This window comes from Aquimarina sediminis, assembly GCF_002895435.1.
GTDB lineage: Bacteria > Bacteroidota > Bacteroidia > Flavobacteriales > Flavobacteriaceae > Aquimarina > Aquimarina sediminis.
The window spans coordinates 645,689-670,512 of sequence record NZ_POYJ01000001.1; the positions used below are offsets into that span (position 1 = coordinate 645,689).

The 24,824-nt window shown below is 32.6% G+C and carries 19 protein-coding genes; 15 read left to right on the forward strand and 4 right to left on the reverse strand.

All coding sequences use genetic code 11. The annotated features are described in order from the left end of the window. Positions 1–351: 351 nt before the first annotated feature. From C1X07_RS02885 to C1X07_RS02910, 7 genes are all read left to right on the forward strand, one after another. On the forward strand, positions 352–834 hold the full coding sequence (locus C1X07_RS02885) for a helix-turn-helix domain-containing protein (RefSeq protein ID WP_103068458.1): 483 nt from the start codon (positions 352–354) through the stop codon (positions 832–834). 70 nt (positions 835–904) lie between these two features. After that, on the forward strand, positions 905–1,279 hold the full coding sequence (locus C1X07_RS02890; protein ID WP_103068459.1) for a DNA topoisomerase IV: 375 nt from the start codon (positions 905–907) through the stop codon (positions 1,277–1,279). Continuing rightward, positions 1,279–2,082, forward strand: a complete 804-nt coding sequence (locus tag C1X07_RS02895; protein WP_103068460.1) for a TerC family protein — start codon at positions 1,279–1,281, stop codon at positions 2,080–2,082. The genes C1X07_RS02890 and C1X07_RS02895 overlap by 1 nt, the downstream gene beginning before the upstream one ends. 108 nt (positions 2,083–2,190) lie before the next feature. Continuing rightward, on the forward strand, positions 2,191–2,910 hold the full coding sequence (locus C1X07_RS02900) for a hypothetical protein (protein WP_103068461.1): 720 nt from the start codon (positions 2,191–2,193) through the stop codon (positions 2,908–2,910). Positions 2,911–3,013: 103 nt separating this feature from the next. Beyond that, positions 3,014–4,216, forward strand: a complete 1,203-nt coding sequence (locus C1X07_RS02905) for a DUF418 domain-containing protein (protein ID WP_103068462.1) — start codon at positions 3,014–3,016, stop codon at positions 4,214–4,216. Positions 4,217–4,376: 160 nt separating this feature from the next. Continuing rightward, positions 4,377–4,553: a hypothetical protein gene (locus C1X07_RS24900; RefSeq protein WP_164914079.1), complete on the forward strand. Its 177-nt coding sequence runs from the start codon at positions 4,377–4,379 to the stop codon at positions 4,551–4,553. 442 nt (positions 4,554–4,995) lie between these two features. After that, positions 4,996–5,574 (forward strand): PhnA domain-containing protein, encoded by a 579-nt coding sequence (locus C1X07_RS02910; protein ID WP_103068463.1) that lies wholly within the window; start codon positions 4,996–4,998, stop codon positions 5,572–5,574. 12 nt (positions 5,575–5,586) lie between these two features. On the opposite strand, the gene C1X07_RS02915 is transcribed toward C1X07_RS02910, so the two are convergent. Then, on the reverse strand, positions 5,587–6,624 hold the full coding sequence (locus C1X07_RS02915) for a substrate-binding domain-containing protein (RefSeq protein WP_103068464.1): 1,038 nt from the start codon (positions 6,622–6,624) through the stop codon (positions 5,587–5,589). A gap of 185 nt (positions 6,625–6,809) precedes the next feature. Here C1X07_RS02915 and C1X07_RS02920 point away from each other — a divergent pair, with 185 nt between their 5' ends. Together C1X07_RS02920 and C1X07_RS02925 are read left to right on the forward strand one after the other, a co-directional pair. Further along, entirely contained in the window at positions 6,810–7,910 is a 1,101-nt protein-coding gene (locus tag C1X07_RS02920; RefSeq protein ID WP_241507176.1) for a mevalonate kinase family protein, read from the forward strand. 16 nt (positions 7,911–7,926) lie between these two features. Continuing rightward, positions 7,927–8,799 carry a sugar phosphate nucleotidyltransferase gene (locus tag C1X07_RS02925; RefSeq protein WP_103068780.1) on the forward strand — a complete coding sequence of 291 codons (873 nt, stop codon included), beginning with the start codon at positions 7,927–7,929 and terminating at the stop codon, positions 8,797–8,799. Positions 8,800–8,886: 87 nt separating this feature from the next. On the opposite strand, the gene C1X07_RS02930 is transcribed toward C1X07_RS02925, so the two are convergent. Both C1X07_RS02930 and C1X07_RS02935 read right to left on the reverse strand, forming a co-directional pair. Further along, a complete protein-coding gene (locus tag C1X07_RS02930; protein ID WP_103068465.1) occupies positions 8,887–11,559 on the reverse strand; it encodes a DNA gyrase/topoisomerase IV subunit A in 2,673 nt (890 codons plus the stop codon). A gap of 99 nt (positions 11,560–11,658) precedes the next feature. After that, positions 11,659–13,518 carry a DNA topoisomerase IV subunit B gene (locus C1X07_RS02935; protein WP_103068781.1) on the reverse strand — a complete coding sequence of 620 codons (1,860 nt, stop codon included), beginning with the start codon at positions 13,516–13,518 and terminating at the stop codon, positions 11,659–11,661. A 581-nt stretch (positions 13,519–14,099) separates the two neighbouring features. Between C1X07_RS02935 and C1X07_RS02940 the strand changes: the two genes are divergently transcribed. The 4 genes from C1X07_RS02940 (at position 14,100) to ppk2 (C1X07_RS02955) (ending at position 19,420) form a co-directional block, all read left to right on the forward strand. Next, positions 14,100–14,867 (forward strand): LuxR C-terminal-related transcriptional regulator, encoded by a 768-nt coding sequence (locus tag C1X07_RS02940; protein ID WP_103068466.1) that lies wholly within the window; start codon positions 14,100–14,102, stop codon positions 14,865–14,867. Positions 14,868–14,948: 81 nt separating this feature from the next. After that, complete coding sequence (locus C1X07_RS02945; protein ID WP_103068467.1) at positions 14,949–17,279, forward strand: TonB-dependent receptor; 2,331 nt, start codon at positions 14,949–14,951, stop codon at positions 17,277–17,279. Between the two features lie 491 nt (positions 17,280–17,770). Beyond that, positions 17,771–18,616: a polyphosphate kinase 2 gene (gene ppk2, locus C1X07_RS02950; protein ID WP_103068468.1), complete on the forward strand. Its 846-nt coding sequence runs from the start codon at positions 17,771–17,773 to the stop codon at positions 18,614–18,616. Between the two features lie 3 nt (positions 18,617–18,619). Then, on the forward strand, positions 18,620–19,420 hold the full coding sequence (gene ppk2, locus C1X07_RS02955) for a polyphosphate kinase 2 (RefSeq protein WP_206604200.1): 801 nt from the start codon (positions 18,620–18,622) through the stop codon (positions 19,418–19,420). Positions 19,421–19,496: 76 nt separating this feature from the next. Here the strand turns inward: ppk2 (C1X07_RS02955) and C1X07_RS02960 are convergent, their stop codons facing one another. Continuing rightward, positions 19,497–21,374 (reverse strand): M61 family metallopeptidase, encoded by a 1,878-nt coding sequence (locus C1X07_RS02960; protein WP_103068469.1) that lies wholly within the window; start codon positions 21,372–21,374, stop codon positions 19,497–19,499. A gap of 131 nt (positions 21,375–21,505) precedes the next feature. On the opposite strand from C1X07_RS02960, the gene C1X07_RS02965 reads away from it, so the two are divergent. Together C1X07_RS02965 and C1X07_RS02970 are read left to right on the forward strand one after the other, a co-directional pair. Further along, positions 21,506–22,282: an alpha/beta fold hydrolase gene (locus C1X07_RS02965; protein WP_241507177.1), complete on the forward strand. Its 777-nt coding sequence runs from the start codon at positions 21,506–21,508 to the stop codon at positions 22,280–22,282. 90 nt (positions 22,283–22,372) lie between these two features. Next, positions 22,373–24,814, forward strand: a complete 2,442-nt coding sequence (locus C1X07_RS02970) for an alpha/beta hydrolase family protein (protein ID WP_103068470.1) — start codon at positions 22,373–22,375, stop codon at positions 24,812–24,814. Positions 24,815–24,824 lie beyond the last annotated feature (10 nt).

Sequence of the window (24,824 nt, forward strand, 5' to 3'; positions counted from 1 at the left end):
AGTTTACTGAAGATTCATAACAATTGGGGTTAATATTTACATATGTAAACTAGAAGGTGTTTTACAAATGTAACCGCAGTATATTTACATTTGTAAACATGAGGGATTTAATCATTTGTTTACATTGTTAAACTGTTAATAGGGTTATATTTGCAAATGTATTTTAAATTATAAACATCTTTATACCGACATCAATTAAATTGATTTATCTGCTTGTAAATTAGATATTTAAGTGTATTTATTTAAATAATAGCTATAACCCTTATTTACTACTGTTTACATTTGTAAACCTATGTTTTAGATAATTTTGTTTACCTTTGTAACCACTATAAGCCTTAAAACTCGTTTACAATGGTAAACAATAAAGATTTTGGAAAAAGAATTCAAAAAATAATGGATTATTATGCTGTATCTGCCTCATCTTTTGCAGATTACATGGGTGTGGGTCGCTCTTCTATATCTCACATTCTAAGCGGTAGGAATAAACCCAGTTTAGATTTTGTTATGAAAATTACAGAAGCGTATACTGATGTTGATTTACAATGGTTGCTATATGGAAAAGGAACATTTCCCAGATCCAAAAATCCAATTGTTGAAGAAAAAACATCGGTAATAACTTCTTCGGATTTTTCAATACCTACATCTACTCCACCTTTGTCTTCTGAAGAAGATTTGTTTTCTCAACCAACTCTTGAAAAAGAGAAATCAGAACAAATAATTTCTCCTGTTGAGAAAATTGAATCTGTAGATTCTTCTAATGATAATACTATAGATCGAATTGTTATTTTCTATACAGATGGTACCTTTACTTCTTATCAAATGAAAAAATCTTAAAAACTTTTTTATTCTCAACTATTAACTTTCTATAAATAGATTTACTTTCGTTTTTTATTTAAAATTATCTATGAAGGGAATTGCTTTACTCTTTTTCTGCACACTACTTCTAAGTAGTTGTTATAATCAAGAACGTGATTGTACAAACTTTCATACAGGTACATTTGAATTTGAAACTTTTCTAGATGGCGAACTTGTAAAAACTACCTTTGTTCGTAATGACTCTATAGAAATTGATTATTTCAAAGGAAAAAGTGATACTGCCAGTATTCGATGGATTAATAATTGTGAGTATATTGTGCAAAATTTACATCCAAAAAATATGGCTGAAGAGAAAGCTATTCATATGAAAATATTGAATACCAACAAAAACACATATACTTTTGAATATGGACTAGTTGGTGCTGCCAAAAAACAACGTGGAACCGCAAAAAAAATAAAATAATGTTTGAAATTTTTACTTCAGTTGATGCCTGGGTCGCTTTATTAACACTTACTTTTTTAGAAATTGTTCTTGGTATCGATAATATCATTTTTATTTCATTAGCATCCAGTAAATTACCGGACAAACAACAGAAAAAAGCTACAAATATTGGATTATTACTTGCGATGATAATGCGAATAGTATTATTATTCGGGATTTCGTTATTAGTTGCTATGGAAGCTCCTTTCTGGCATATCAATCTTCCTTGGATTGAAGCTGGGATTAGTGGGCAAGCCCTTATCTTATTTGGTGGAGGTATTTTTCTGTTATATAAAAGTGTGCACGAAATTCATGAAAAAGTTGATGAAAAAGGGGAAGAAGAAAAAGAAATACAAGCCAAAAGCTCCTCTTCTCTTTCCAATGCCATTGTGCAAATTACGTTAATAAATGTAGTCTTTTCATTTGATTCTATCTTAACCGCTGTAGGTATGACAAATGGATTAAGTGATGATCCAAACGATGCATTAATATTAATGATTATTGCGGTTGTTATTTCTGTACTTGTAATGATGATTTTTGCGACTCCCGTAGGTCGTTTTGTAAACAAACATCCTTCTGTTCAAATTCTAGGACTTTCGTTTCTAATTTTAATTGGTTTTATGCTAATTGCAGAAGCAGCACACCTAGCTCATCTTCAAATATTTGAAAGTGAAGTAGGTGTAATACCTAAAGGATATTTATATTTTACGATTGCATTTTCTCTGTTTATTGAGTTTTTAAACTTTAAACTTCGGAAAAAAGGCAAAAAAGTAAACAAAAGCTAAATAATTGTTTTTGATGTATATATAATAACATCTAATTACTGTTTTTGAAATTGTATAACTAACATAAATACTATAGAACCAAAAAAAATCATCATAGTACTCATAATTTTGTTACAACTATCTAGTTGCGATAAAGATGTTGTATATGTTAAACAAGAAGACGGGCAAAATCACTTAATTGATTTTAAATCTTTTAGTATTATTGTTCCGGTAGATTTTAAATTTAAAAAACAAAAGGGAATTGACTCATATATTGGTAAAATAGAAAATGACAATACTACTTTTCATTTTGATTATGGATTATACTCTCCTCGTCCACCTATAACTAAAGAACAATTCTATGAAAATAATAAAAAGGAACTCGACCAAAAGAGTACGCAATTATTTTTAAAGTTAATAGATTTACAACCCTATCGTGATAAGGATAATCGAATTAATCCATTGGAGATTACAAAAAAAATAAAAAACCTCAGTTTAAAAGTAATGCATGATAGTATAGTTTTAAGTAAAGGTCAAAATACAATTTGTGAATATTATTATAGTTTTGAGTTCGAAAACACAGAATTCAAAATCCCTCTTCCTATTTCTAAAAAGGAATCTGATGATTTCGAATATTATGAAATTAAAACTGACACTATTAATAATTATCAACGAACAATCGCGATTTGGAAAAATAAGAACGTCGAGAATTACTCAAGTGTAAATTTAGTGCCGTTACATAACGATCCTTATAAAAAGGAATTATGGGTTGGAATTAATACCGACAAAAAAATGAGCACTAAGCAAATTAGAGAAATTTTGGAAACAGTAACGCTAAAAGATAATTAAACGACTTTAATGTACTTCTTAATTTGATCGTAAAATTGATTTTATTTTGAACTGCTAGTATGCAACTCAAATTATCACCACCAAATATACAATGAACTATTAAATGAATACTACTCCTACTACTACTCAGAAGAGAATTGAAGTTTTGGATATATTTCGTGGTTTTGCAGTTTTTGGAATTTTCATGGTCAATATTGAGATTATGAATTGCACTTTTATTAATCAAGATACATTTAGTCAACAATGGACATCCCATCTTGATCAGTTATCTGTTCGTATACTTCAACTGTTTTTTTATAGTAAGTTTTTTCCCATCTTTTCTTTTCTTTTTGGGCTTGGTATTGCTATGCAAATAAAGAACCGTATAGAAAAAAATGAATATTCTTTTGGTTTTTTCTTAAGGCGTATGATTATATTATTCATTTTTGGAGCTTTGCATATTATATTGTTCTGGTCTGGCGATGTTATACATCTATATGCTATACTTGGGCTACTTACTGCTTTTCTAATAAAAAAATCTAATAATTTACTACTAAGTCTAATCATACTGTTGCTGATCTTTCCTTTTTATGATCATATTTTTGGGTTCTTTGCCCAATGGATCAATTTCTCCCCTTCACAATTTATAGAGCAATTTTCTTCAGAAGAAATAACAACAACTATAAGAAATGGATCATATTTATCAGGAATTCACCTTCGAATTCTAGAATACATTTCTAATATTCCTGTCTTGTTTCTGTATCTTGCTCCGATAGCACTCTCTATGTTTCTTTTGGGGATATATTTCGGAAAAAATAACTTTGTATATTCTATAGATGCAGTAGTAGAAAAAATAAAAAAACCGGTACTAAGTATAGTCATCTTATCAAACATTTATCGGCTTATATTTCTATTTCTACTCCCAAAATATGACTTCTATCGGAATGAAGTATTACATTCGGTTTTTATCAAACTTATGGTAATCTCCGATTTAATAATGGGGCTTTTTTATCTATGGCTTATAGTATGGTTAGTACGTTTTCCGATCTGGAAAAAAATATTCTCCCCTCTTACTTATGTAGGAAGGATGGCACTAACAAATTATATTATGCACAGTGTTATTGGATTATTTATTTTTTCATCTATTGGTTTTCAACTATATGAAACACTTAGTCCGTATCAAACAGCTCTATTAGCAATTGTAGTGTTTATAGTACAAATTATATTTAGTAAAATATGGCTAAGTTATTTTGTTTACGGTCCTTTAGAATGGATTTGGAGATGTTTTTCTTATAAAAAACTACTTCCTATAAAAATAAACAAGTAGGAATCCCCCTTCTTGACAAAATCCAAAAAACCTCATAACATTCTCTTTTTCAAATTATTATAAGTTGGGGTTTTCCAAAACAATTGTTAAATCTTTTTTTTAAGCAATATTTAAAATCATTATAGTGTTTTATATGCTTAACCAATAAATATATTAAATCATGTTACAGAAAATTTTAAATTTAAAAGGGGTATCAACACTTAACAAAAAACAACAAGATAGCATTACTGGTAGCGGTAGCAATTGCTGCTTGGAATGTGTGAGAGATGAAGATTGTGGTCCCGGAGATGGTGGAGAGTTGGTATGTGAAAGAGGGAGATGTGTATATATCTCATAATTAAGAAATAATACCAAGAAGACTGCCTTATACGGTGGTCTTCTTTTAATTTATTGCATCCAAAAATGAAAATGCTTTTTCTCTATAAGTAACTACAACTAAAACCGCACTACACTATTTATCAATAAAATACAACAAAAACTATTAGCCCCCATACCTTCTAACTAGAATTTAATATCATTTATTTTACATTTTGCACCAAAATTATTTTTGTGGTATGAAGCTCAATATAATTTCCTAAATTTTATACTTATAATTGTTTTACAGATTAAGCCATCATATTTGTGGGATTATTCTTAAAATCCCAATTGTAGTTTTGACACTATACTATGATTTGGTCTTATGTACCCTCATTACTAAATAAATCATTAAGACATTATCATTATTCCAAATTTTAATGCACTTTTGCAATAATAAACAACACATCAAATCGTGTATTATAATGAGTCTAGAAAGAGAATTAAATAAGCGTAGCGGGTCTACATGTGAATTATCTGGTGTAACCGAAGATCTAAAAGTTTACGAAGTACCCAAATCCCCTGGTACAGGACTGGACTCTCATATTTTAATTTCTCAAGCATGCCTCGAACAAATTGAGGACCCTGATAAAGTAGATGTTAATCATTGGCGTTGCCTTAATGATAGCATGTGGAGTGAGGTTCCTGCTGTGCAAGTAATGGCTTGGAGAATGCTGAACAGAATAAAATCTGAAGGCTGGCCACAGGACTTGTTGGATATGTTGTATATGGACGAAGACATGTTGGCTTGGGCAAATGCAACAGGAGAAGGCGATAACCAGGAAGATACTATAAAACATATTGATGCCAATGGTGCAATTTTGCAAGCTGGTGATTCTGTTGTTTTAATTAAAGACCTTGTAGTAAAAGGAGCAAATTTTACTGCCAAAAGAGGTACTCCCGTTAGGAATATTTCACTCGTACATGATAACTCAGAACATATAGAAGGTAGAGTTAGTGGTCAACATATAGTGATTCTTACTAAATTTGTAAAAAAGACATAGTATAAATAACTACTAATCACTGATATAACTCACCACATTTTCTGAATTAATAATATCAATTGGAAGTAACCTCTGCTCCGGGATCTGTTTATTAAATAACAATTTGTTTATCAAATATCGCAACCCTAAAGAAGCTTGTTTCCCAGGATTTTGATGAATTAAAAAAGAAATATCTCCCTGTTCTAGGTATCTAACATTTTCATCTAATAAATCATATCCAACTATAACTATATCTTGTTTGTTTAGAGTATGTAATTCTTTTACTACTTTATAGGCTTTTGAAGTTGTTACAAATATCGCTTCTATATCAGGGTGGTCATTTATAAAACTCTTGAATCCAGAATGAAATTCATCCCTATTTAGTTTAAGTACTGGTATATCAGTATTTTCCTTCTCATTAAAATACGACATAAAACCCCGCTCCTTCTCTCTCATATGAGCTGCATTATTATAAGACTCATCTACATGGGCAATAACAATTTTAGAACAATTCGTTACAGTTGTATGTATTAGCCTAGCCGCCACTCGACCACTTAAAAATAGGTTTTGCCCAACGTGCACCCCAATATCAACTTTGGGTAAACTATTAAAAGTTCCAACAAATATATTTGACTCTTTACATTTAGTTATCAACTTATCTGTCTCTCTTTCAAATAAAGGAACAAGCAATATTGCATTAGGGTTATTACGCCAGATCTGATTGCCAATACGTACAAAAGAAAGAGAACTCGAAGGGTCAAAAAAACGTATATTAACCTCTATATCAAAAGTACTAAACTCTGATATAACGCCATTTACCCTGTCAATACATGGTTTCCAGTAGGAGTCTTTATCTGGATTAGGAATCAAAAGATCTATACGATACACAATATTGTTTTTTAAAGTCCTTGCAATTGGATTCGGGCGATAATCAAATTCTTTTATAGCTGCATTCACTCTATCCGAAGCATCCTTTGAAACTTTACCTCTATTATGTATTACTCTATCAACTGTACCAATAGAAACACCAGATATGGAGGCAATATCCCTAATCGTATATTTTTTTTTCATAGCACTAAAATAAGTAAAAAACTAAATCAAAAAGTTAAAAGTAAATGCTAATAAACAAAATAGTGTGTACGTACACACTATTTTATCAAATTTCTTTTTTTATTCATAATACATTATTATATTCGCTTCAATTACTATAGTAAAAACCTCAAAAAATTTAACTTAAAATACTAATCTACAACACATTGGACACTAACAAAATAAATACAATTATTTCGAGAGCCCCCGGAAGAACTTGTCTTTTTGGAGATCATCAGGATTATTTGGGACTACCTGTAATTGCCTGTGCAATCAATAGATATATAACCATAACAGCCGAGGCAAATGACGGTGAAGAATTAATCATTTTTAAAAAGGATTTGGATGAAACCAGAACCATTAACATAAATAAAAAAATAACTACTGTTGATAAGGGGGATCACTTATTAGCCACCTTAAAAATATTGAGAACTTATAATTGTATCCCTGATCAAGGATACAACATTACAATCACAGGAAATATACCTATCAATGCAGGTACTTCTAGCTCTAGTGCAGTCATTATTGCATGGATCAGATTTCTTATAGCCGCTTATGGATGTAACCAAACCGTAACAAAAGAATTTGTTTCACGAATCGCATATGAGGCAGAAGTTCTCTTTGATGGAGCTCCCGGAGGCAAAATGGATCAATACAGTATCGGTCTAGGCAATATATTATTCCTTGAAACTGGTGACTTTTTGAATTATGAAACCTTTGGTAAACCCTTACATGGCTTAATCGTTGCAGAATCAGGAATACCAAAAGAAACAACTGGTGTTCTAAAAGAACTTAAAGACAAAGCAATCCTGGCAATTAATACTGTAAAGGAAAAATCTCCGGATTTTGATATTCAAACCGCCACAAAAGAAAAGATGGAGAGTTATCTCCTACATGTACCTGATCATCTAAAGATATACCTCAAAGCAGCAATTTTAAATCACGATATCACCCAAAAAGCTCGTGTAGAATTTAAAAAAGACTCATTAGATACACAAAAAATTGGTATTCTGATGAACGAACATCACTATATTCTAAAAGAATACTTAAAGATTACTGTTCCCAAAATCGATAGAATGATAGATGGTGTTATACAAGCTGGCGCACTAGGTGCAAAAATAGTTGGATCTGGTCGTGGAGGTAGTATTGTAGTATTAGCACCTATTGGACAAGAAGAAAAGTTGATTTCTGCTCTTATTGAAGCAGGAGCAAAAAATGCTTATTCTGTACATGTAGACTCTGGAGCCCAAATTATTGAACCAAAATAAAACAAAAAATACAAGTATGCATTCAAATTTAGTGATTTTAGCAGGAGGAGCTTCCTCTAGGATGAAAAAGCCCAGTACACAGGATAAAGGTCTCACCCAAGAAGATATACAGCAAGCCAATGAACGTAGTAAAGGATTAATTGGTGTAGGAGAGCAAGGAAGACCTCTACTGGACTACGTCTTGTATAACGCAAAAAAAGCTGGTTATACTAATATTTACATAGTAATTGGTGAACAAGGAGCTTTGTTTAAAGATTTTTATGGTAATAAAGACAGTAACAACACTTTTAATGGGCTTTCTATTTCTTTTGCTACCCAGTATATCCCTGAAGGTAGAATTAAACCCTTTGGCACCACTGATGCCCTATTTCAGGCCACAGAACAGTACCCAGAACTCAATACCACTAGCTATACAGTTTGTAATAGTGATAATCTTTATTCTGTTGCAGCTTTACAATCTTTAAGAGAAACTACAAGCTCAAATGCCTTTATAGGCTACGATAGAGACGCACTTGTTTTTCCATCAGAACGTATTTCACGTTTTGCAGTAGCCAAATTGGATGATGATGGGCATTTATTAGATATCATAGAAAAGCCTTCTCCAGATAATGTTGAGAATTATAGAGATTCTTTGGGTAAAATTAGAATAAGCATGAATGCTTTCAAATTTGACGGGGCCAAAATGCATAAGTACTTAAAAGAGTGTCCTATTCATCCAGAAAGAAATGAAAAAGAATTGCCTACCGCACTACTTAATATGATAAAAGATCACCCTAAAACTACAATTGGTATTCCGATGTCAGAACATGTTCCTGACCTTACAGCTAAGGATGATATCATTGAAGTCAAAAATTATCTCAAAAAGAACTACTCAAAACTAGAGTGGTAATCAAAAAACAATAGTTAAAAAAGCTGTTTAAAAGATATACTTTTTAAACAGCTTTTTAGTATTTGATTGAACCGTTATTATAAAATTTTAAAACAAACTAGCCTGTTCTCCCCCTTCTCCTTCTTCATCTTGTTGTTCTGATTTAGAAGAAGTTTTGTTAGTTGATGTTTTCCCTTCTTCCGAAGATACGCTCTCTTCCTCTATTACCTCTATTTCTTCAGTAGGGATTGATTCTGGTTCTTCGTATGGTATTGGGTCTAATAAATTGACCTGTTTAACTTTATGTGTTGTCAATTGATTTCCAAGGGCTTTAGATCCTTTTATAGAAATAAACTCTTCTAAGTTTACTTCTTCGCTGGGTCGTTGATCTTTTCCTCTGAGTTTACTAAATACAATTTCTGCTACTGGTTTATAATCTGTAGAAATAACCTCTAAGAATGATTTTGGATGTTCAGTAATAAATACTTCTTCTCGATCAGCAGCCTCAACAAGAAAACGTTTTACATAGTATCGCTCCTTCTCGCCATCCCAATAAATTGCAGAAATTGGTTTTTTAGGTTTCCATTTTTCCAGAACGATCATATCAGAGTTAAAATGCAAGGTCATCTCAGGAATCATTGTTTTTACAACTCCTCTTTGCGTGATTATCAAAATACGATCTTCACCTCTAAATTCTCCCAACAGATCCCCTCTTCCGTCTACGTTAAGTCGCTGTACGGAGTCATCAAACCATATTTTTCGAGGTTTTAATGTAGAAACACCTTGTTCCTTCAATTCTATACGTTTGATATTATATTTGGTCACAATATTTCCTTTTACTCCTCTTCCTTTAATGAGTAAATCTGCAAAATCGAGATCAAATTTTAGTTTCTTAATACTTCCTGCCTGACGCAAAAGAATGGTTATTACTTCGGCTTCGCCATTAGGGTTTGCCGAGAAATATGTAATCTTAGATCCTTTTTTTCCTTGAGTAAGATCATATTCTTTATCTCTAGTCACACTCGTTACAGCAAAACGCTTTACATATGATGCTCCTCCTCTACCGTCTTGATAAATCAGGTTATAAATTGTACGCTTATCTTTTTTCTTAAAAACTGCAACATGAATAATATTCTTACCAATAAAAGTCTTGGAACCTACTTTGGTAATCATTAATTTCCCTTCGGCAGTAAAACAAATTATATCATCAATATCTGAGCAATCAGCAACATATTCATCTTTACGCAATGAAGTTCCTATAAACCCTTCTTCTTTATTTACGTATAGTTTGGTGTTTCGAATCACCACTTTGGTGGCTTCAATATCATCAAAAATTCTGATTTCTGTTTTGCGTTCTTTTCCTTTACTATATGTCGTTTTCAGCCTTTTAAAATAATCTATAGCAAACTCTACAAGGTGTTCTAGGTTATGCTTTACCTTTGCTATATCTCCTTCGAGGGCTTCAATTTTTTGTTGGGCTTTGTCTATATCAAATTTAGAAATACGTTTTATTCGTATCTCAGTTAATCGTACGATATCTTCTTCGGTAACCGCTCTCTTAAGGTGTTTTATATGGGGCTGCAATCCTTTATCAATAGCTTGGATAACCCCTTCCCATGTATCTACTTCTTCAATATCCCGATAGATACGGTTTTCTATAAATATCCTTTCTAATGATGCAAAATGCCATTGTTCCTGTAATTCTTGTAACTGGATCTCAAGCTCCTTCTTTAATAACTCTACTGTATTATCTGTTGAACGGCGAAGCATTTCGGAAACGCCAATAAAATTAGGTTTATTATCTTCTATAACACAGCCCAAGGGCGAAATAGATACTTCACAATTCGTAAAAGCATATAATGCGTCTATTGTTTTATCAGGAGAAATTCCAGAAGGGAGATGTATCAATATTTCTACGTTTGCCGCAGTATTATCTTCTATTTTTTTAATCTTTATCTTTCCTTTTTCATTTGCCTTAAGGATAGAGTCTATTAAAGAAGTAGTGGTTGTAGAAAAAGGTATCTCGGTAATCACCAAAGTATTCTTTTCCAAATGTGATATTTTAGCACGTACCCTAACTTTACCACCACGATTACCATCATTATAGTTTGTAAAATCTGCAATACCCGAAGTAGGAAAATCTGGTAAGATTGTAAATCGTTTTCCTTGCAAATGTTTAATAGATGCTCCTATCAGTTCAATAAAATTATGGGGTAAAATTTTGGTACTTAAACCAACAGCAATACCTTCTGCCCCTTGTGCTAATAGTAAAGGAAATTTGACCGGAAGATTAATTGGCTCTTTTTTTCTTCCATCATATGATAGTTGCCAATCAGTAACTTTGGGATTATATACTACATCTAATGCAAACTTGGATAAACGGGCTTCAATATATCGAGAAGCAGCTGCTCTGTCTCCAGTAAGAATATTTCCCCAGTTACCTTGCATATCAATAAGTAGTTCTTTTTGTCCTACTTGCACCATTGCATCTGCTATACTGGCATCTCCATGGGGATGATACTGCATTGTGTGCCCCACAATATTAGCAACTTTATTGTATCTACCATCATCTAAATCCTTCATAGAATGAAGAATACGCCTTTGTACTGGTTTTAAACCATCTTCAATCGCAGGTACTGCCCGTTCTAGGATTACATAAGATGCGTAATCCAGAAACCAGTCTTTATACATTCCTGTGACCTTAGTAATCACCTCCTGCGGTTGATGATCTTCGTTGGTAGATTCGTGATGTAATTCTTCGTTTTCGTTTTCCAAATCCATATATAATTTCCAGGGCTTATTTTAAAAGTTTAATGAGATAAAGGAAGATCTCTAAAACCAATTATTAAGCTTCCTTTTTAACTCAAAATTCCAATTTCCTTACACTTCTTCTTCTATTGTATCCAATTCTACTTTTAGGTTATCAATAATAAATTCTTGTCGTTGCGGAGTATTTTTTCCCATATAAAAAGACAGCAATTCTTCTATTGATTTTTCTTTATCCAGCATTACAGGATCTAAACGTATATCATCCCCGATAAAGTGTACAAATTCATCTGGAGAGATTTCACCTAATCCCTTAAATCGAGTAATCTCTGGTTTACCTGATAATTTTGCAATAGCATCTCTTCGTTCCTGTTCAGAATAGCAATAAATTGTTTCCTTTTTATTCCGCACTCTAAATAATGGAGTTTGAAGAATATACAAATGTCCTTCTTTTATTACTTCTGGAAAAAACTGCAAAAAGAAAGTGATCAATAACAAACGAATATGCATCCCATCAACATCGGCATCGGTAGCGATCACAATATTATTATATCTCAAATCTTCTAAAGATTCTTCTATATTTAATGCTGCTTGTAAAAGATTAAATTCTTCATTTTCATAAACAATCTTTTTACTCATGTTGTAGCTATTGAGAGGTTTCCCTCTTAGGCTAAACACTGCTTGAGTATTAACATCTCTTGATTTTGTAATCGATCCACTTGCAGAATCTCCCTCTGTAATAAATAAGGTACTTTCGAGATTACGATCTTTTTTACTATCGGTAAGGTGGATCCTGCAATCTCTTAACTTTTTATTGTGCAAACTAGCTTTCTTTGCTCTTTCTTTTGCTAGCTTACGAATTCCTGATAAATCTTTTCGTTCACGTTCTGCCTGCAATATTTTTCGCTGTAAGCTTTCTGCGGTCTCAGAATTTTTGTGAAGGAAATTATCTAATTTGGTTTTTACAAAATCATTAATATATGTTCGTACAGTAGGCAATTTATCTCCCATTTCTGTCGACCCCAGTTTGGTTTTGGTCTGACTTTCGAAAACAGGTTCCATTACCTTAATACTTATAGCAGATACGATTGACTTACGTATATCACTAGCTTCATAACTTTTGCCATAAAACTCCCTAACCGTTTTTACCACCGCTTCTCTAAATGCAGCCTGATGCGTACCCCCTTGGGTTGTGTGCTGCCCATTTACAAAAGAATGATACTCCTCACTATACTGTGTTTTACTATGGGTAATAGCGATCTCAATATCATCTCCTTTTAAATGAATAATATTATATAACCTATCTTCTAGGTTTATCGTATCAGAAAGTAAATCTTTTAATCCATTTTCAGAGAAATATTTCTCTCCATTAAAAACGATTGTCAATCCAGGATTAAGGTATACATAATTTTTAAGCATTTTGGCCACATACTCTGTACGATACTTATAATGCTTAAAAATTGTATTGTCAGGAACAAAAGATACTTTGGTTCCTCGCCTACGTGATGTTTCTTCTAAAGATTCCTGATTGGTAAGGTTACCCTTTTCAAATTCTGCAGAAGCTGATTTACCATCACGTGTAGATTCTACCCTAAAAAAAGTGGATAGTGCATTAACCGCCTTTGTACCAACACCATTAAGTCCTACAGATTTTTTGAATGCACGAGAGTCATATTTACCCCCTGTATTCATTTTAGATACCACATCTACTACTTTACCCAAAGGAATACCACGACCATAATCTCTTACAATAACTTTGTCTCCTTGAATAGAAATCTCAATTGTTTTACCAGCACCCATAACATATTCATCAATAGAATTGTCTAGTACTTCTTTTAGTAAAATATAGATTCCGTCATCTGCAGAAGATCCATCCCCTAGTTTTCCTATATACATCCCGGGACGCATACGGATATGTTCTTTCCAGTCGAGGGATCGTATATTATCTTCGGTATATTTGGTTTCCTTGCTCATAAAATATTGGGTAGAATGCTCGCTAATATAACGTTTCACTCACAAAATTAAAATAACCTACTTACAAAGTAATTAACAAATCAACGGCAAATTTTGTTGATTATTTGATATGCAGTGTTTTGATCAAATTAATTAGCATATTTTATTTTACAAAAAACCTGAAGAACTGATTTGTGCCTTTTATAATTCACTCCAAAATTTCTTTTAAACATATTTACATTTTTTATTTAGTCCAATGGTATCAGTAGAGTTTCAAAAATGACTCGAACTTATACAATCACAATTCTAACCATCTACCAAGGTAGTTCGAGTCGATAAATCACGCTTCGATTTGATCCCTAGGTACTTCGAACCACCTACCTACAGATAAAATAGTTCTTCTATTTGATAAATTATCGACTCTAACCACCTCGAGATCAAAAAGAACCCTCATAAGATAGGGAATACCCCTTTTCAGAAGGGGTGCTATGGGTGTTTTTATCCCAGATTACCAATGCTCTTTTAAATACTTTTAACATCAAAATTGGTATAAAACCTTAGCTTTGTACAGATAAACATATTTATAATTCACAATACCCCGAATGATTGAATTACAGCAAATAACACAAGAGTATAATGAGATTATAAATCAACAATCTTTTATTGCGTCAGAATTAGACTATACCATCTTCGAAAACCAAGTCCCATTTCTTAATCAGATGGCATCGGTAAAGAATAGTGGGCTGTCTGTCTTTGATTTTTATAAAAAAGAACATGTTTTCAACTCTTATAACTTAGGCAATTTATTCGGTTATGATCTGGATAAAATAAGTAAAATCGGAACTGATTACTATAACTCCAGAATACATCCCAAAGATTTTACTCATCTTATGCAAAATGCCCTTACGGTACTCAAATATTATTCTCAATTGCCAAAATCTAATAAAAAAGATTATAAATTTCAGAGTGAATATCGAATCCTAAATGCCGAGAGCAAGTATGTTAGAGTAATAGAGCAGCAGCAAGTGCTAGAATTAGACAAAAGTGGAAATCTTTGGTTAGCATTGAGTATTATGGATATCTCACCGCATCAAGAAGAGTTAGATGGTATTCAAAGTCAGTTGATCAATATAAAAACTGGTGAAGTCAAACATATCATGCAACTGAATAATGATGCCATTGCTTTATCCAAAAGAGAAACCCAGATACTTGGTTTTGTAAAAGAAGGACTGCTAAGCAAAGAAATATCAAATAGTCTATCTATTAGTGTACACACGGTAAATACACATAGACAAAACATCCTTAGGAAATTAGGAGCAAATAACTCGATAGAAGCAATCGATTATGCGGCGCGACTTGGATTGGTATAGGTATAAGAATACTGATAATTCAGTATTTTCAATCAGTACCTAACTAAATACATTTGCTATATCAATCAATATGTTTATGATATGGCTAGAATTGTTTTATTCTTTTTACTATTTTGTTTTTCTATTTCAGTTTATACCCAAGAATCTATACAAAGTATAAGAGGTCAGGTTATCGATGAGTCTTCGCAAACTCCCATTTCTTTTGCTAATCTTATTATTCTGGATTCTGAACCTCTGATAGGTACTACCTCTGATATAGACGGTAGATTTCTACTAGAAAACATTCCTGTGGGAAGGTATAATATCCAAGCTTCATTTATAGGGTATGAACCGGTTATAGTAACAGATATTTTATTAACCGCTGCCAAAGAAGTAAACCTTACTATTGCCCTTAGAGAGAATCTCGCGACACTAGATGAAGTTGTAATAACACCAAGAGTTCAAAAGGAAAAATCTTTAAATAGAATGGCTACTGTAAGTGCCAAAATGCTAAGTGTAGAAGAAGCTAATAGATATGCCGGAGGGTTTGATGATCCTGCGAGATTAGCTTCATCTTTTGCGGGAGTCGCCAGTAACGTTGGTAATAATGCAATTATCATTAGAGGTAATGCTCCAAAATTTACTCAATGGAAAATGGAAGGTATAGAAATACCAAATCCCAATCATTTTGCCAATCTGGGAGCGTTTGGCGGTGGTGGCCTAACTGCTCTGAGTAGTAATCTATTAGCCAATTCTGATTTTTTTACTGGAGCTTTTCCGGCAGAATACAATAATGCATTGGCAGGAGTGTTCGATATGAGGATGCGTAGTGGTAACGTTTCCAAGCATGAACATAGTGCCGAAATCGGATTAATAGGGATTGACTTTGCTTCAGAAGGTCCTTTAAACAACAAAAAGAATTCATCATATTTGGTTAATTACAGATACTCGACCTTAGGTTTAATTTCTTCACTGTTACCAGAAGACGCTCAAGGCACTAACTATCAGGATCTGGCTTTCAAATTAAATTTTAATACAAAAAAATTAGGTAGGTTTTCATTCTGGGGACTTGGTCTAATCGATAACTCTGGTACTACAGCCGAAAAAGATTCTAATCTCTGGGTATATGACCAGGATAAAGAAAATGAAGACGCAAAACAATTCATGGGCGCCGCAGGAATTAATCACCGATTATTTTTTAAAAACAATGCGTATCTCAACTCTACCATAGCAATTTCGACAAGTGGACTTAAATTTAAAACCGATAGGTTAGATAGCTCATTCCAATTTCAACCAGAAAACATTATAGAAAATACCGATTATACCATTTCTTTCAAAACTTACTTTAATAAAAAATTTAGTAAGAAACACACGAATAGAACAGGAATTAACTTAATGGGAATGAATTATGACTTATTACTAAAAGAAGCTAACGAGACAAATACGCTAGAAACTCTAGTCTCTGAGAAAGGTTTTAGCACACTAATTTCCGGTTTCTCTAACTCTACTTTTACTTTTAAGAATTTGACTCTAAATATAGGATTAAACTCTCAGCTGTTTACCCTTAATAACAATTACACTATTGAACCTCGACTTGGCTTGTCTTATGAACTAAACAAGAATAATAAGCTAAGTTTTGGATATGGATTGCATAGCAGAATCGAACAACTACACACATATTTCACAAAATCTCAAGGTGCCCCTCTTTTTCCAAACAAAGAACTAGATTTTTCTAAAGCGCATCATTTCGTTCTGGGCTATGATTGGAATATTAGTGATAATCTTCATCTAAGAATTGAACCATATTATCAACACTTGTTTGATATTCCAATTGTTGCAAATACAACCACTTCTTTAATCAACCTCGAAAAAGAATGGTTTAGCAATGATACTTATATAAATGATGGAATTGGAAGAAATTATGGAATAGATTTAACCCTCGAAAAATACATTCATAATGGTTTTTACTATCTCATATCTGCATCTGTTTTTAACTCAGAATATCAAACAGATACTAATATATGGTATAACACCCGTTTTAATAGAAACTATCTAGTCAATGCACTGGCAGGTAAAGAATTTTTAATAGGTAAGAAAAAACAAAACCTTTTGAGTTTAAACCTAAGACTAAGTCTTCAGGGAGGGGATAGATATTCATTAATAAATTCGTCTTTGTCTGATATTGATCAAGATGTAGTCTATAATGAAACTACACCTTTTACAGAACAAACAAAAAATAGCTTTGTGTCCCATGTAACTTTGAATTACCAGTGGAATCGCAAAAGAATTACTCAGAAATTATCTTTTAAAGTGATAAATGCTAATAACTTCAAAGAATTCCTAGGGCATCGATATAATTTGAAGACTCAAAGTGTAGAAGAATATCGAGAGGCATTATTTATTCCTAATCTAAGCTATAAAATACATTTCTAAGCACCTCTTACAACTGAGAAATCAAAATTAAAGTCCCCCAATTAACAATGTCGTTTAGTTAAGCTTAGTCATTAGTAAGAACCTGTTGAAGCCATTAAAAAATGTAAAGCACTTCGACAAACCCTGTATGACAATAAGTGTTAAATATCCCCCCTTAACTAAACGACATTATCTTAATTATATATTACAAATTCTACTACAGCTCCAAGCTTTTTCAAAACATATTGCCAAACTTAAAACCTGAAAGTATAAAGTGCTTTATACCATCAATAGTAGACCATATCATTTAATTTTTTTCATTTTCTTTTGTTTCATCAAATTAACCTTAGTGAGGTTATACTGAATTTGATGGCACAAAACTTATTATTGTATTTTAGAGCTTCACCGAAATTTTAATGTATATTCCTTATAAAAGTGTAAAAAACTATTCCTTATCAATAGTTATTTCTTTTTACCTTTACATATCATCCAACAATAATAGTATACATTTTATGTTCACACTTGAAGAGCTTAATCAAGTTAAAAAACGAAAAAATTTGATCGCCCTCGCTGATCAAAAGAATATTAACATCAAAAAAATACTTCAAAAATTGCGGTATGAAGAGGAATTACGTTTTCTACAGGCTGAGTTAGTAAACCTTCAGCAGTGGATTGCCAAAAAGAAGCTGCGTGTAGCTGTCATTTTTGAAGGTAGAGATGCAGCAGGTAAAGGAGGTTCTATCAAGCGTTTCACAGAACATCTTAACCCAAGATCTATGCGAATTGTAGCACTGACTAAACCTACAGAAGTAGAAAAAGGTCAATGGTATTTCAGAAGATACATTAAAGAATTACCTAATCCTGGAGAGATTGTCTTTTTTGATCGTAGTTGGTATAATCGAGCTGTTGTAGAACCTGTTATGGGTTTTTGTACCAATAAGCAATATAAAAAATTTATGGTTCAGGTTCCCGAATTTGAGCATATGCTATATGAAGATGGAATTATTGTCATCAAGTTTTGGTTTTCTATTTCCAAAGAGGAGCAAAAAAAACGTTTTAACTCTAGGTTACAAAACCCTTTAAAGGTATGGAAATTTAGCCCGGTAGACATGAAAGGACAAGAGCTATGGAATAAGTATACCAAATATAAAGAACAGATGTTTTCAAAAACACATACTACATTTAGTCCCTGGATAATTGTTAACACTAATAATAAAAAAACCGCTCGTTTAGAAAGTATGAGATATGTATTATCAAGATTTGATTATACCGGAAAAGCGCAGGCAAAAACAACCTTATTACCAGACCCCAATGTAATTGCAAGGTACTATAGATTCATTGAACAAATTGACATCTGATTTATGACTGAAATTAAAAACAAAAAGCACTCTAATTTTTCGGATGAAGATCTGGAAATAATAAACTCCCCTATCGGTCTGAAATACCTTTTTATGGATAAAAAAACAGATATCGATAAGGCATTAAGAATGACTAAATATGAAATGAAGCTAAAGGAGCTTCAGATCGAACTTATTAAACTTCAAAACTGGACTATTACTAACGGGAAAAAGATAGTCATCATTTTTGAAGGTCGGGATGCAGCAGGAAAAGGAGGGGCTATTAGAAGAATAACTTCACATATAAACCCAAGGCATTTCAGAATTATAGCATTACCAAAACCTACTAGTGAAGAAGAAGGGCAATGGTATTTTCAGCGCTACGTCAACCAGCTGCCCAAACCAGGTGAAATGGTATTATTTGATCGTAGTTGGTATAATCGAGCAGTCGTAGAGCCTGTGAATGGATTTTGCACAGAAGGTCAATACGCTACCTTTATGGGGCAAGTAAATGATTTTGAAAGAATGGTTTTGGAATCTGACACGCATTTGATTAAATTTTATTTTTCTATTACCAAAGAGGAGCAAGTTCGTAGGTTTAAGGATATCAAATCCAGTCCATTAAAAAAATGGAAAATGACTCCTGTAGATGAAAAAGCGCAAGAATTATGGGATGAGTATACCAAATATAAGGTTAAAATGTTTGAACAAACAGATACAAAACTTTCGCCTTGGGTAATCATAGAAGCAGATCGTAAAACAGAAGCACGAATAAAAGCAATACAATACATACTAGACACTATTCCATATAAAGAAGAAGGATAAATTTGAAAGGCTAAATTCTAAGTTAAGAAACAAAGAATTTAGCCTTTTTAATTTACTTAATTATACTATCTAAACATTAACCTTTTAACCAGGCTTCTCTAAGTGTAGTTTTTTCTTTTTCTGGAGTCTTATTTACAGAAAGTTTTCTTCCTTTTGTATAGGATTTAGTCACTTTAGTATCAATAATAACTTCTTTTCCTGCTCTATTCAATTTAACATTAATCTTATCCCCTTCTTTCCATTGAAAAGTAGAACCTAATACATTATTAGCGTTTTGCAATGTTAATTTTACTCCATTTACTTCTACAATATCATCATTAGGTTTTGCTCCGTTTTCTGCCCAAAAACTATTATCCAAAACTAAGTCTGTAAAAAAGATGGTTTCCTTTTCTTCATTACCGGCAACAATCAAAGCTCCGGAATTCTGTATGTAATTAGTTTCTACTTTTTCAGAAATTACAGTAAGATCAACCATTTCAAAAAACTTATCATAATTGATAGGAGTTTTACCTTCTACATGAGTCTTCAAAAACTCTCCTACAGAAGGGTATGTCATTGCAGTAATCTCTTCAATGATCTTATCATCTTCAAAAGGTTTATTCTTACCATATTTTAAAGATAATTCTTTCATTAAAGACAAAACACCTCTAGTACCATTACTTTCTTTGCGCATCAAAATATCGATACACATACCTATCAATGCACCTTTCTCGTATACATTAACATAGTTAGAGGCATAAGGTTGTTCTAATATATTTTCACTCATTACAGTAAAACTCATTGTATCATCAAATCCACTCGCACTTTGAATTTTACCCATTATTTTATCATAAAACTCTTGCTCGTCTACAAGGCCCTGATTTACCTGAAAAAGTGTGGCAAAATATTCTGTAATCCCTTCATACATCCATAGGTGCTTAGAAAAAGTAGGGTCATTATAATCAAAGTAATGAACATCTTCAGAATGTACACTTAGCGGTGTTACAATATGAAAAAACTCGTGAGATACAACATCAATCATTGCTGATGCCAATGCCTCATCCGGCATTTGTTCTGGCAAAACTACTACTGTAGATGTATGGTGTTCTAATGCTCCAAATCCCATTGGGGCATTCTCCTCCGTTGGAGATAAATACAAATATATATCATAACGTGGAGTACTATTTATATCTCCTAGATACGCTTTTTGCCCTTTCATCATTTTAAATACGGTCTCCTTTATTTTTGCAGCACTATGCACTTTATTTGGAGAATAAATACTCAAAACTATCTTTATATCGCCAACCATAAACTCTTCAACATCTAGATTACCATACATCATTGGATTATCTGTAATTTCAAAATATCGAGAGGCAAAATACTTATCTGTAGTCACAGAACCATCTTTACTAACTTGTGAGCTTGTTTTTTGTAGTGCAGAAGTTCTTTTCATAGTGGTTGGCGCCTTAACCTCTAGCGTATATTGGTTATTCATTAATACATCAAAATAACCTATAAAACCATGAAGATTCAACACATAATTGTCTGGCTCTATATTCGTTCCAGAAGGAGAAAAAGGAGTTCCGATTTCGGTATTTTCAATATCATAAGTATCATTTACCAAATAACTTATTTTATCAAGTTCTTTAGCATTTACAATTACCCAAGTATTAGCATCTTTCTTTTCTGCTTTAAGCTCATTACCATTATAATCAAAGGCTTTAAAATCGTCTACAAACTTTCCAAAATCACTTACTGCATAAGTCCCTTGAACGACTTTAGGAATAAGATATTTTACCGTATCCTGAGTAAAACGCCCAGGGTTTATTAATACAGGTACTTTATCTTCTTTTACGTTACTGAGATCAATAGCAGTTGCAATTGGGAGGTTTGTTGCTATGTCATTTGTAGGTTTTGGGGTTCCACAACCAATTAGTAATACACCAATGGAAATCTTGGCTAATGTTTTTCTCATTTTATAAAATTAACTATTTACTACTACTAGACTCAAAAAATTATCTAGTGTTTCGATTTTAGTGCCGCAAAATATACAATTTGTATAGACTTTAGCTTATTTTTAGCACTTTTTATAATAAAACCAATATTTTGGATTTGACGATCAATCAGCATCGATTACGGTTTTCTAAAGAATTTGATTCGTTAGATTCTAAAAAACCAACAATCATTTTTCTACATGACTCTTTGGGCTGTATAGAGCTATGGAAAAACTTCCCAGCGTATTTAGCATCAAAAGCAGATTGTAATGCGCTCTCATATGATCGCCAAGGTTATGGGAAATCTGATCCTTTTTCAATTTCAAAGAGAGATCTTAACTATTTAAAAGATGAAGCCTACACTCTAGGAAAAATAATAGAAAAGTTAGCCCTAAAAGATGTTATACTCTATGGTCATAGTGATGGTGGTAGTATTGCATTGTTAACGGCAGCACTATTCCCCGAAAAAATCAATGGTATTATAACAGAAGGGGCGCATGTTTTTGTAGAAAAAGAAACTATTGATGGTATTAAATCAGCATCTTTAGCCTATCAAAATACGTCACTCAAAGAGAAATTAAACCGATACCATAATGACAAGACTGATGATGTATTTAGAATGTGGGTAAATACTTGGCTTTCTCCACAATTTAAATTTTGGAATATTGAAGATGAACTTCCTAAAATAAAATGCCCTTCACTAATTATTCAGGGAGAAAAAGATGAATACGGGACAATAGATCAAGTAAATTCTATTGTAGAAAAAGTTTCAGGGGTTTCTACATCCTTGATAATTCCAAATGTGGGTCATACTCCTCATAAAGAGAGCCCTACAATAGTAATTGATAAAACAAATAGGTTTATATCAGAAATAATCATTTCTCAATAAATCGGTAACAATTCTTTTAAGTAGAACATTAATATAAAACTAAGCTTATTGAAAAGTATATATTGCACACATTAATTTAACACATGAATTATGAAACTCTTACGACCAACTATAATATTTCTCTTTGTAATATGTATAGGTAATGCCCAAGAAAATATAAGTTATCAAAAACCTTCAGAAGAAATTTTGGACCTAGTAGATGTATCTATGGCTCCTTCTGTACGTATTGACAAAAATGGTAAAAACTTAGTTTTTCTTTATAGAGATAGCTATAAAACCATTGCCGAATTATCAGAAAAAGAAATGCGATTAGCTGGGTTACGTATTAACCCAAAAACTAATATTTCGAGTAGAGCCAATTATTTTAAAAATATCAAATTAAAAAGAACTGGAGAAGAAAAGATTTCTCAGGTTATAGGTTTACCGGATAATCCACGGATAACCAATATCAAATGGTCTCCAGACCAAAGCAAACTCGCTTTTACAAACACAACCTCCAAAGGTGTTGAATTATGGGTATTAACCCTCGAAAACAGAACAGCTAAAAAAATCACAAAAGATAATTTAAACGCCAATTTAGGAGCCCCTTATAGATGGTTTAGGGATAATTCTGCCTTGTTAGTAAAGTTCGCACCCTCAAACAAACAATTACTGATAAATACATTAGAGGCGATTCCTACTGGTCCAACCATAACTATTAGTGAAGGTACCAAAGCTCAAAACAGAACCTATCAGGATTTATTAAAAAACCCTAATGATGAACATAATTTTGAACAATTAGCCATTTCTGAGATCAAGAAAGTAAGCTTAAATGGTACTATAGAAAATTGGGCACCTTTGGCTATGTATAAAGACATTTCTTTCTCTCCTGATGGTAAATACATCTTGGTTACCGAAATTCAAAAACCTTTCTCTTACATAGTGCCATACAGGCGTTTTCCTATGGAAACCAAATTATACACAGATACAGGAAAAATCATTAAAACAATCAATAAAGTCCCTTTGACTGAAGTTTTACCAAAAGGGTTTATGTCCACCCGAACAGGAAAAAGAGGACTATCCTGGCGAAAAGATCAACCTTCTACCCTTGTATGGGCTGAAGCTCTGGATAAGGGAGATCCAAAAGTAAAAGTAGCATTTCGTGATGAGATATTTCAACTAGAAGCTCCATTTACGCAGCCTGCTCAATCTATACTAAAAACCATTGACCGATATGCTGGAATCAAATGGACTAATGGTAAATTAGCAATTGCATACGATTATTGGTGGAACACTCGAAATACAAGAACTTATGTTTTTAACCCATCCAATCCTGATCAAAAACCTAATATTATTCATAACAGAAATTATCAGGATAAGTATAGCGATCCAGGAGACCCTGTAGATATCAAGAATGAATATGGGTATTCTGTTGTTAATATTGATAATAACACTATGTATATGATAGGAGATGGTTATACCAAGAACGGGCAGTTCCCTTTTATTGATAGGTTTGATTTAAAGTCCAACAAGACTACTCGCATCTATCAATCAGAATATACTGACAAGGTTGAGAAAATTCGCTCTTCAATTAATTTGGATAAGGGAGAGTTCTTAGTAAGAATTGAATCTTCTACAGAGTATCCCAATTACTACATAAGGAATATCAACAAAAAAAATGATGTAAAGCAGATCACTTTTTTCAAAAATCCTTTCGTGAGCATACAAAATGTTCACAAAGAAGTCATCAAATATAAGAGGGACGATGGACTAGAGCTTTCTGGTACTTTATACCTGCCTATCGGTTATGACAAATCTAAAAAAGAAAAAATGCCTATGATTTTATGGGCTTATCCTGTTGAGTTTAAAGATAAAACCAGTGCATCTCAATCTACCTCCAATCCTAATAAATTCACATACCCTTTCTGGGGGTCTATGATATATTGGGTTACAAGAGGGTATGTTGTATTAGACGATGCCTCTTTCCCTATTGTAGGGGAAGGTAACGAACAGCCAAATGATACTTTTAGAAAACAATTGGTGGCTAATGGAAAAGCTGCGATAGATGCCGTAAATGCATTAGGATATATTGATCCTAACAGAGTAGCTGTTGGCGGGCATTCGTATGGAGCATTTATGACCGCTAATCTATTATCACATTCTAATCTTTTTGCTGCAGGAATTGCAAGAAGTGGTGCCTACAACAGAACTCTTACCCCTTTTGGTTTTCAAAGTGAAGAACGTAGTTATTGGGAAGCTCCAGAAATATACTATTCTATGTCTCCATTTATGCACGCCGAAAAAATGAAAACCCCACTTCTTCTAATTCATGGTCAAGCAGATAATAATTCTGGAACATATCCTTTACAAAGCGAACGGTACTTTAATGCATTAAAAGGATTAGGTGCTACTACCAGATTAGTAATGCTTCCTAAAGAAAGTCATGGATATAAAGCAAAAGAATCCATTTTACATTTGTTATGGGAGCAAGATCAATGGTTAGAAAAATATGTAAAAAACCGTAAAAAAACTGAAATTAGAGGTACGAATTGAATACTATAAA

Excerpts from the sequence above, each read along its gene's own strand:
- C1X07_RS02885 (WP_103068458.1), top strand. The coding sequence starts at position 352 with ATGGTAAACAATAAAGATTTTGGAAAAAGAATTCAAAAAATAATGGAT.
- C1X07_RS02890 (WP_103068459.1), top strand. The coding sequence starts at position 905 with ATGAAGGGAATTGCTTTACTCTTTTTCTGCACACTACTTCTAAGTAGT.
- C1X07_RS02895 (WP_103068460.1), top strand. The coding sequence starts at position 1,279 with ATGTTTGAAATTTTTACTTCAGTTGATGCCTGGGTCGCTTTATTAACA.
- C1X07_RS02905 (WP_103068462.1), top strand. The coding sequence starts at position 3,014 with ATGAATACTACTCCTACTACTACTCAGAAGAGAATTGAAGTTTTGGAT.
- C1X07_RS24900 (WP_164914079.1), top strand. The coding sequence starts at position 4,377 with ATGTTACAGAAAATTTTAAATTTAAAAGGGGTATCAACACTTAACAAA.
- C1X07_RS02910 (WP_103068463.1), top strand. The coding sequence starts at position 4,996 with ATGAGTCTAGAAAGAGAATTAAATAAGCGTAGCGGGTCTACATGTGAA.
- C1X07_RS02915 (WP_103068464.1), bottom strand. The coding sequence starts at position 6,624 with ATGAAAAAAAAATATACGATTAGGGATATTGCCTCCATATCTGGTGTT.
- C1X07_RS02925 (WP_103068780.1), top strand. The coding sequence starts at position 7,927 with ATGCATTCAAATTTAGTGATTTTAGCAGGAGGAGCTTCCTCTAGGATG.
- C1X07_RS02930 (WP_103068465.1), bottom strand. The coding sequence starts at position 11,559 with ATGGATTTGGAAAACGAAAACGAAGAATTACATCACGAATCTACCAAC.
- C1X07_RS02935 (WP_103068781.1), bottom strand. The coding sequence starts at position 13,518 with ATGAGCAAGGAAACCAAATATACCGAAGATAATATACGATCCCTCGAC.
- C1X07_RS02940 (WP_103068466.1), top strand. The coding sequence starts at position 14,100 with ATGATTGAATTACAGCAAATAACACAAGAGTATAATGAGATTATAAAT.
- C1X07_RS02945 (WP_103068467.1), top strand. The coding sequence starts at position 14,949 with ATGGCTAGAATTGTTTTATTCTTTTTACTATTTTGTTTTTCTATTTCA.
- ppk2 (WP_103068468.1), top strand. The coding sequence starts at position 17,771 with ATGTTCACACTTGAAGAGCTTAATCAAGTTAAAAAACGAAAAAATTTG.
- ppk2 (WP_206604200.1), top strand. The coding sequence starts at position 18,620 with ATGACTGAAATTAAAAACAAAAAGCACTCTAATTTTTCGGATGAAGAT.
- C1X07_RS02960 (WP_103068469.1), bottom strand. The coding sequence starts at position 21,374 with ATGAGAAAAACATTAGCCAAGATTTCCATTGGTGTATTACTAATTGGT.
- C1X07_RS02970 (WP_103068470.1), top strand. The coding sequence starts at position 22,373 with ATGAAACTCTTACGACCAACTATAATATTTCTCTTTGTAATATGTATA.